This is a genomic window from Myxococcus sp. CA023 (genome assembly GCF_010998615.1).
GTDB lineage: Bacteria > Myxococcota > Myxococcia > Myxococcales > Myxococcaceae > Myxococcus.
Genome location: NZ_JAAEAH010000146.1, coordinates 1 through 8,667, shown reverse-complemented (window position 1 = coordinate 8,667; position 8,667 = coordinate 1). Strand labels below are relative to the sequence as shown.

At 67.6% G+C, this 8,667-nt stretch carries 7 protein-coding genes; all 7 read right to left on the bottom strand.

Translation table 11 applies throughout. The features are described from left to right. Window positions 1–780 (bottom strand): transposase (locus tag F8M74_RS38320; RefSeq protein ID WP_228560905.1); only part of this gene is annotated, 780 nt, incomplete at its 3' end. A 61-nt stretch (window positions 781–841) separates the two neighbouring features. Next, complete coding sequence (locus tag F8M74_RS36565; RefSeq protein WP_228560903.1) at window positions 842–2,092, bottom strand: hypothetical protein; 1,251 nt, start codon at window positions 2,090–2,092, stop codon at window positions 842–844. A 164-nt stretch (window positions 2,093–2,256) separates the two neighbouring features. Beyond that, window positions 2,257–2,382: a hypothetical protein gene (locus F8M74_RS38505; RefSeq protein ID WP_255470984.1), complete on the bottom strand. Its 126-nt coding sequence runs from the start codon at window positions 2,380–2,382 to the stop codon at window positions 2,257–2,259. Between the two features lie 2 nt (window positions 2,383–2,384). After that, a complete protein-coding gene (locus F8M74_RS36560) occupies window positions 2,385–3,068 on the bottom strand; it encodes a DUF11 domain-containing protein (RefSeq protein WP_228560901.1) in 684 nt (227 codons plus the stop codon). A gap of 228 nt (window positions 3,069–3,296) precedes the next feature. Beyond that, the gene (locus tag F8M74_RS38315; protein ID WP_228560907.1) at window positions 3,297–3,776 is read right to left on the bottom strand and encodes a transposase; all 480 of its coding nucleotides are present in this window, start codon (window positions 3,774–3,776) and stop codon (window positions 3,297–3,299) included. Window positions 3,777–3,852: 76 nt separating this feature from the next. After that, window positions 3,853–8,217, bottom strand: a complete 4,365-nt coding sequence (locus F8M74_RS36550) for an ELWxxDGT repeat protein (protein ID WP_141258906.1) — start codon at window positions 8,215–8,217, stop codon at window positions 3,853–3,855. Window positions 8,218–8,425: 208 nt separating this feature from the next. Next, window positions 8,426–8,667: hypothetical protein (locus F8M74_RS36545; RefSeq protein ID WP_162295147.1), on the bottom strand; the 242-nt coding region annotated here is incomplete at its 5' end.

The window sequence follows — 8,667 nt, the reverse complement described above, 5'->3', positions numbered from 1 at the left end:
AGGGGCCGAGGAGGGCCGCTGACGGGGCCGCCCGAGTGATGCTCCCGGCCGGTGGACAGGCCGCTTGAGCCCCCTTGGGGCACACGCCTGCCCAGGCCGCGCTCCCATCAGGTGCGTGGCAGGAGCCGCCGGCCTGGTGGCTGTCTTGAGCCTCAACACCACACGGCCTGGGGTGGCCCTCGTGCCGGGGCCAACCTCGCACAGGCCGTGGGCAAGCCCTGGTGCTCCACAATCGCCCGCTCCCCGGGGGCCCCCTTCACGTTCGCCAACACCCGCCGCCTTCCTCCACACCTCGCGCAGGCGAACACGTCGAAGTCGAACGTCCTCCTGAGCAACTCGGCGAAAGTCCACTCGCGGTGTCCTCTCCTTCACCCGCTCCTTCCTGGCCGCTGCCTCAAGCCCCGCGCTCGCCTCCTGCGCACCTGCTTGAGGGACCAGAAATGGCCGCAGTCTGGCGCCTGGAGCGAAGACGCCGTGGAATCTCGTGAGGTTTGCCCGTGGCGGAGGTACCAGGGACGCTACACGCCGTAACAGTTCCAGCCCGGTGAAGAGCAGGTGCGTGGTGCCGTCCGGCAGCGGGCGCTTCATCCGATAGGCGATGCGGCCGTCCTCCGCTCGTGACAGCCGCTCCAGCGCCAGCGCACCGCGCGCCCCGTAGCGGCATCGCCGTTCCAGTCCCTGCCTGTCGTTGGCATGCAGGTCCTTGCGTGGGCGGCGGCAACGCCTCGAAGCGCACGCCGCCCTCCCCCGGCACGAAGACGCCTTCCGGCACCAGCGCATGGTAGTGAGGCGTTACTTGCAAGGCCGAGCCGAAAAATTGCGTTCTTCGTGGGTTCGAGTGCTACCGCACCCAGCCCACGAAGCCCTGAAGCTCTGGTCCCATCTGCGATGCCGGCACGTCGAGCCGGATGCTGGAAGCGGAGAGCGCGGTCAGGGTGGGGCTGTTCTCCAACTGGACGCGTTCCATCACCAGGAGCGAATCGAAGGTGTCCGGCCAGCACACCTCGCTTGCCTGGGAGCGCAGCAGGACCGTCGCGGCGAGGACGTGTGCGTCGTCGGGTGAGAACGCGAGGACCATGAGTCCACCCAGTCCCGTTCTCGGCTCGATGCCCGGTCGCGACGCGTCGAAGTTCGCCTGGAAGAGCGCTGGCGCGGGCACACGGTCGAAGGCGCAGGAGCGAGGCTGTCCTGAGTAGGTCGTGAGATAGGCCACGGGTTGGTGCTGCATCCAGGCCACGTGGCGCAGGAGTCGGGTGTCGACCTCGGAAGGGGCATCCACCTTCCTTCCATCCAGCAATGCGGTGGGAACCCCGGCTTCCGGTGTCGATGGCAGCAGGAGCGTATGCACCCCGTCGGAGGAAACCGCACCGCGCGCGTGCGTGTCTCGTATGCCTCTTCCTGGCTCGAATTCGAAGAAGCGGCCGTCCTTCCCAACCTCGGCGGTTGCCTCACAGGAGAGCAGCGAGAAGGAGACGGTCCCCTGTGCGCTCCACCCTCGGGGGGTGAGCATCCCGTGCGTTGGACTCTCGAAGAGCCGCTCCACCTTGCCCGAACCCACCTCCACCGTGTGGACCCCCGCGAGCGGGCAGGACCGCGACTCCGGACCGGTTCGCGCGAAGGACTCCAGGGAGAATGCGATCCGGGCGCCATCCGAGGACCAGAGGATGGGGCCCGCGCGGAACGGCCCCGGAGTCAGCGCGTGCTCGCGAAGGTCCAGCAGCATGCGTCGACCCGAGCCATCCGAATTGACGATCCACAGGAGGGCCCATCGGCCCGGGGATTCGTGCTCCTGCGCTTCCGGGCGTTCGACATAGGCCACCTGGCGCCCATCGGGAGAGATGGCGACGCCGCTCCATCCCAGCCCGTTTCCGTAGGGGCGGGTGGCCACCACCCGCCCGGTCCGTGTCAGTGCGTACTCGCTGTCCCCAGCAGGGGTGCGGACCCACAAGTCCTGTTTGCGGACCTGAAGCAGCCAGGGCCCTCCGCCCATGCGCCTGGCGGGCGAGGCTTCCTGTCCGGGGAGGGCTTCATGGGTTCGCCCGTCGGTGAGCAGGGATGGGCTCCGGCATCCTCCGGCGAGGAGCAGGAGCAATGCGGCTGTTCTCAACCCCCTTCGCACCTTTGATTCCAGTCTCACCGACGGCCTCGCTGACTAGGGGGAATAGGAGCCCCCGGTGGACATCGGACTTGGACCGATGTCCACCGGGGAGGGCCCACCGTCGCTCGCCACGGATGGACCCGTTTACTTCGGAGCACCTAGGGGATGACGGTGATGCTCAAGTCCGCGGTGTTGTTCGCATCATTGATGTCCACCAGCGACCCGGTGGCCTCCACGGAGGTGGTGATGCTCCCAATGCTCAGCGGCTGCAAGACCACCGTCACGGTCAAGCTGGCGCTCGCGCCCAATGCCCCAGATCACAGCCTGCCGCCGAACCGTTGCGTTGGCAGCTTCCCTGCGAGGACGTCACAGAGACGAAGGTCACGCCGTCGGGCAGGACCTGTGAGAGGAAGACCTGACCTTCGGGACTGGTTCCGCCATTTGTCACGGTGAGCGTCAGCGTGAGGTTGGAGCCCACTTGTGCCGTCGATGGCGAGGCGGAAATCGTCGCTGACAAGTCGGTCGCGGCGGAGGCAGGCTCGCAGGCATCCCCGAATCCATTGCCATTGAGGTCCGCCTGTCCCGGGTTCGCGGTCACGATGCAGTTGTCGTCCGCATTGGCGACACCATCGCCGTCGGAGTCCAGCGATGCACCCGTGGCAAAGAGTGATTCTGGGTCCATTTCCCCGGCGGGCAGTGCACCCGCTACCGCCATGTTCCCGTCACTGTAGGCGCGGAAATCGAAGCGGAGGTTGGACCAATCCTCATGACCGGTGAGCACGGTCTTCGTCCCGTCGATGCAATCCTTGGGGGTGAAGTAGTTGATGTCCAAGTCGTAGGGCACGGACTGAATGGTGCCGTTCTCGTTCCAGTCCACCTCCCCCAGCGAAACGGGAGAGCCACTCACCACCGTTCCGGTACGGCCCCAGTAGATCGTATCGAGAGGGAACCCAGGAATGATGGAGAGCATAGGACGGATAGGAGCCCTGTTGAGGGCGGCGGGCGGGTGGAGAGGGAGCCAAGAAGGGCCGCGGGAGGGTGACGCGCGGGCTGTGTGCCGGGCCGGAGCAGAGGCTGTGTCGCCCCCCCGGGGCTCATGCGGGTCCAAGCGGCCCATCCAGGCGGCAGGCCACACGGGCGTGGGCTTACATGTCACTGTGGAGGCTACGGCTCAACACCACGCGCTCTGGGGTGGACCCTATGCCGGGGCTAACTTCGCGTGCCGCGAGGGCAATGCCAGGTGCTCCAGAATGGCGCGCTCCCCACCGGGGGCCGTCAGGTGTGCCAGCACCCTCCTGCGCCCGCCACACCGAGAGCAGGCGAAGTCATCCAGCGTGAACGTCCGGCGCAGCAGGCCCACCCAATCCAATCGCGGCGTGCGCTCGAGCGTTGACTCCACCGTCGCAGCCTGGGCCGGGCTCTCCTCCTCCAGCCCCGGCTCCGCGCCCGCTTGAGGGAGCAGAATTGGCCGCACTTTCGCGCCTGGAGCGAAGATGCCGTGGAGCCTTGTGAGGTTTGTCCGAGGCGGAGGCACCAGCGACGTCAGACGAAGGAGGAGTTCCAGCCCGGTGAAGAAGAGGCGCGTGGTGCCGTCGGGCAGCGGATGCTTCATCCGGTACGCGAGGCTGCCAGCTCGCGTTGGAGATGGAGACGGCGGAACAGGAGGTGGGTGAAGCAGTTGGGGATGTGACCTGCGGCCCGCACGCTCACCGCGTCAGCGCGCCCTCCCGGTTCGGGAGGGCGCGCAGGCTTCATCATGCGCGCCGGTGACGCCGCTGAATGAAGACAGCACTGCCCAAGAGTAGGAGCCACGCACCTCCGACACCACCGGTGCCTCCCGCAGCGCACCCAAAGCCAAGTTCGTTATCAGTGGCCGGAACGGTGGCGGGCGGACGTACCGTCACGTGGAAGGTGCACTCGGCGGACAGGCCCGCTTCGTCCACCGCGGTGGCCACCACAGACGTGGTGCCCCGGGGGAAGTCGCTGCCAGACGGGAGACTGTAGCTCACCTGCGGCGAAGCGGTCACCGTATCGGTGGCCGTCGCGGGCTCGAAGGTGACCGTGGCGCCCCGGGCGCCAGATGACCTGAGGGTGATGTCCGCGGGGCAGATGATGGCGGGCGGCGTGGTGTCGCGCACCGTGACGGAGAAGCTGCACGAGGACGCATTGCCCGCCTCGTCTTGCGCCATCACGGCGACGGGCGTCATCCCGAGCGGGAAGCGGCTGTCCGGCGCGTGGCTGGAGGAAACCTCGGGTGCAGCGGTGACGGTGTCCCGCGCGCTCGGAAGCGTGAAGGAAAGAGACGCACCGCTGGCGTCCTCGGCCTCCGCCGTGAGGTCCGCCGGGCAGGTCACCTCCGGTGACGTGGTGTCTCGCACGGTCAGCGTGAAGCGACACGTGGCCTCATTGCCCGCCACATCTCGGGCGGTAACGGTGACCTCCGTTCCTCCGAGACGGAATTGCGTGCCCGAGCCCTGGCTGTAGACAAGCACCGGCGAGCCGGTGACCGCGTCGGAGGCAACGGCGGGCGCGTACTCCAAGGTCGCGCCCATGGCGCTGGTGGCCTCGGCGATGACATCCGAGGGACACGTCAGGCTCGGAGCCGTGGTGTCGCGGACCGTCACCGAGAAGTCGCAGGCGGCGCTGTTGCCCGAGGCATCCGTGGCCGTGACGGTGACGGTGGTTACTCCGAACGGAAAGAAGCTCCCTGAGGCCTGGCTGTAGGCGAGCGTCACCGGCGGGCTGGACGCGTCCGAGGCGGTGGCGGGCGGGTAGCTGACGCTGGCGCCCGCGGCGCTGGTGGACTCGGCGAAGACGTTCGCGGGACAGGTCACTTCCGGCGGCATGTTGTCCCGGACACTGACCACGAACGTGCACGAGGCCGCGTTGCCGGCCGCGTCCGTCGCGGTGACGGTGACGGTCGTCCCCCCCACCGGGAACTGAGTCCCCGATGGATGGCTGTAGTTGACCTGGGGCGCGCTCGTGACGGCATCCGAGGCAGTGGCAGGCGGATAACTCATGGTGGCGCCCGAGGCACTGGTGGCTTCCACGGTGACGTCCACGGGACAGCTCAGCGCTGGCGCGATGGTGTCCTGCACGGTGATGTCAAAGGAGCACGTCGCGGTGTTGCCCGCCGTATCCGTGGCGGTGACGGTGACAGCAGTCCGCCCCAGCGGAAACAGCGTCCCGGCGTCGTGGCTGTACGAAAGAAGCGGCTCGCCGAAGCCATCATCGGTGGCGGTCGCGGGCGGATAGCTCACGGAGGTGCCCGAGTCGGCCTGGGCCTCCACGGTCAGCGAAGCGGGGCAGGTCACCGTGGGCGGCGTGGTGTCCGGAGTGGTGTCCATCTCCACGCGCCACAGCTCGTCGCCGGTGGTTCCATCATTCGCGACGAAGTAGAGGGTGTCTCCCGCGCGCGTAAAGAGCCGGGGGTTGGAGGAGAAGGCGCCCGGGGCGATGTCCGCGAGCCGCCGGGTCCCCGCCTCGGTGCCGTCGGAGACCCAGGGCTCCATGCCGGAGAGCCCATCCGAAGCGGTGAACAGGACGAGCCCTTCGGGCTCCAGCGCCAGCATCGGCTGAATGGCGATGCCGCCAGTGGGGCCAGGGTGGATGTCCCTCACCCGCCGGGTGCCCTCCGTCGTGCCGTCGCTCCGCCACAGCTCGGTGCCGCCCTCCGGGTCATGCGCCTGGAAGAAGAGGATGCCGTTGGACACCGTGAGGTGGCGCGGGTTGAAGTTGCCCTGCCCCACCGGAAGCGCCATCACCCGCGAGGTGCCGGCCGTCGTGCCGTCGCTGCGCCACAGGTGATGCCGCCCCATGGACTCCTCGGCGCGGAAGTACACCACGCCGTCGAGCATCGTCAGGTAGGACGGACTGCCGCCCATCGAGAAATGACTGTCCTCGCCGATGTTCCGGACGAGCTGTGTTCCCGCGGCAGTGCCATCACTCCTCCACAGCTCGTAGTCGTTGGAGTTGGTGACGGCCGCGGTGAAGAGGAAGGCGTCCTCCATGGCCACGAAGGTCGAGCCCAGGTAGGTGGTGAGGTTCCTCACGAACGCCGTTCCATCCGTCGTGCCATCGGTCGTCGCGAGTGCCGGAATCGATGCATTCCTTGTCGAGAAATAGACCCGGTCCTTGAACATCTCGAAGCCACCGGGAAGGGAGCTGGCCGACGACGGATTGAGGTCCCTGAGGAGCCGGGTGCCAGCGGCGGTTCCATCACTGGTCCAAGGCTCCAGGCCTGTCTGACCATCGTTCGCGGCGAAGTAGAGCCGGTCACCGATGACGGTCATGTTCTGCGGCTCGCTGGAGAGGCCGGCGCCGGGCCGGATGTCGACGAGGAGCCGGGTCCCCGCGGGTGTGCCGTCGCTGGTCCACAGCTCCCTGCCGTTGGCATAGGTGAGCGCGTCGAACACGAGGGCGCCGTTGAGCACGAGCATCTGCGCGGGGTTGGACCTCGCGGCGGTCGGGGACGTGTCCATGAGGAAGCGGGTTCCAGAGGCGGTTCCATCCGTCACCCACGGCCCCCGTCCGAGGTTCTCCACGTCCGCAGTGAAGGCCAGGCCCCCGTTGAAGGGGGTGAGGGACTGAGGGCTCGAGTCAGCTGTCGTGACGAGGATGCCCTTCACCTGGTACGTGCCCGCCTCCGTGCCGTCGCTCCTCCACAGCTCCACACCCGCGGTGCCGTCCGTGGCCGCCAGGTAGAGGATGTCGCCGACGGCGAGCATCTCTTCAGGAGGGGTGCCGCTCACCCGTCCATGGAGGTATTTCACCCGCACCGTGCCCTCGGCGGTGCCGTCGCTCCTCCACAGCCCCGCGCCCGAAGGCCCCCTCGCGGTGAAGTAGACCTCGTTGCCCACGCCAAACAACCCCGTGGGATAGGCGCTCACGAAGTCGCCTGGAGCGAGGTCGACGACACGCTGGGTGCCCTCCTCCGTGCCGTCGCTCTTCCAGAGTTCAGCGCCGGTGCGGCCCTCATGCGCGCTGAAGTAGAGCAGGTTGCCCACGGCGGTGAGCTCCGCCGGCTCGCTCCCGAACTCGCCCGGGTCGATGTCTTTGACCAGCCATGACGTGTTGCCATCACTCGTCCACAGCTCGAAACCCACGTTGGCGCCGTCGTCGGCGCCCAGCGCGGCGAAGTAGAGCCGTTCGCCCATGACCGCCATGGCCTTGATGGGGGCGTCATAGGGCGAGGCCCAGGGCGTTGCGTCATAGACGACTCGCGTGCCCTCTTCCGTGCCGTCACTGGTCCAGAGGAGATGTCGCTGCCCGGCCGCATGGTCGACAAAGAAGACGCGGTCGCCCACGCTCCAGAGCTTCTCGATGTAGCTGACCCCGCTGCCCGGGAGGAGGTCGCGAACGAAGCGGGTGCCCTCGAGCGTTCCGTCGGTCCGCCACAGCTCGTTGCCGGTGGCCTCTTTAAGCACCGTGAAGAAGATTTGGGTGCCCGCGACGGTGACGAGGTCGGAGTTGAACCAGAAGCCCATCGGCGCGCCGCCCCAGATGGGAACGGTGCCCTCCGCGGTGCCATCACTTCGCCAGAGTCCGTAGTTCACGCTGGCATTCCCGGCACCAAAGTAGAGCATGCCGTTGAAGGCCCGCAGGCTGCTGGGACCGGAGGATTCGATGCCAGGGTAGATATCCCTGACAATGACGGTGCCCTCGGGGGTGCCGTCGCTCTTCCACAGCTCTTGCCCACGGGAGGCCTCGTAGGCGGAGAAGTAGACATGCTCGCCCACCACGGTGAGCCCGGTGATGTAGGAGGAGGCGGGGCCTGGATTGATATCCCGAACGAGCTGGGTGCCCTCGGGGGTGCCGTCGCTCTTCCACAGCTCGAGTCCGCTGCTGGCCTCCGTCGCAGTGAAGAAGAGCGTGTCGCCGACCTTCACGAACTCCGCCGGCTGGCTCCCGGGTGGCCCCCAGGTGGGCGGTTCAGGCGCACGCGTCCGCAAATCCCGCACGAGCGCGGGAGTCCCGAACGACAGCGCGGCGGAGGACGTGCCGAGCACAACCGTCTCCGGCTCCGAGGATGCTGATTCCGTCTGCGTACAGGCCGTGAACACGGCCAGCGTGGCGGCGAGCCAGAGCGGTCGCCACTGATGAGTTCCCATGTCTTTCATGTCCCCCTCCGACAGCGGATGCACGGGCGCCAAGCCGCGTGAATGGGCGCGAGGAGTCTACCTCGCCGCGAGAGCAGAAACGTCTCGGGCTCGACACTTCCCCCCCTGTGTCAGGGAAGTTGTGTGATGCCTGGAGGAACTCATGGACCCGTAGGGTGAAAGTCCCGAGGCGGCAACTGGGCCTGCTCCGGTTCGGTGGACAGGTTGACTATGCTGCCAGCTTCTTGGTCTCGGCCATCCGCTCGTACTCCGCTGGGCAGACCTCGCGTGCGGCGAAGCCGGCGTCTCCCATCCAGCTGCCCAGCCGCACACCCGATGCCCAGTGCTGGTTGATGGAGCCTTCGAACAAGTCCTTGCGGTTGGCGGGGGCGGATTCGTGCTCGTCCCGATAGCGCGTGGCGACGTCACGCGCGCATAAGAGGAATGGGGGCCCTGTTGAGGGGGAGGGAG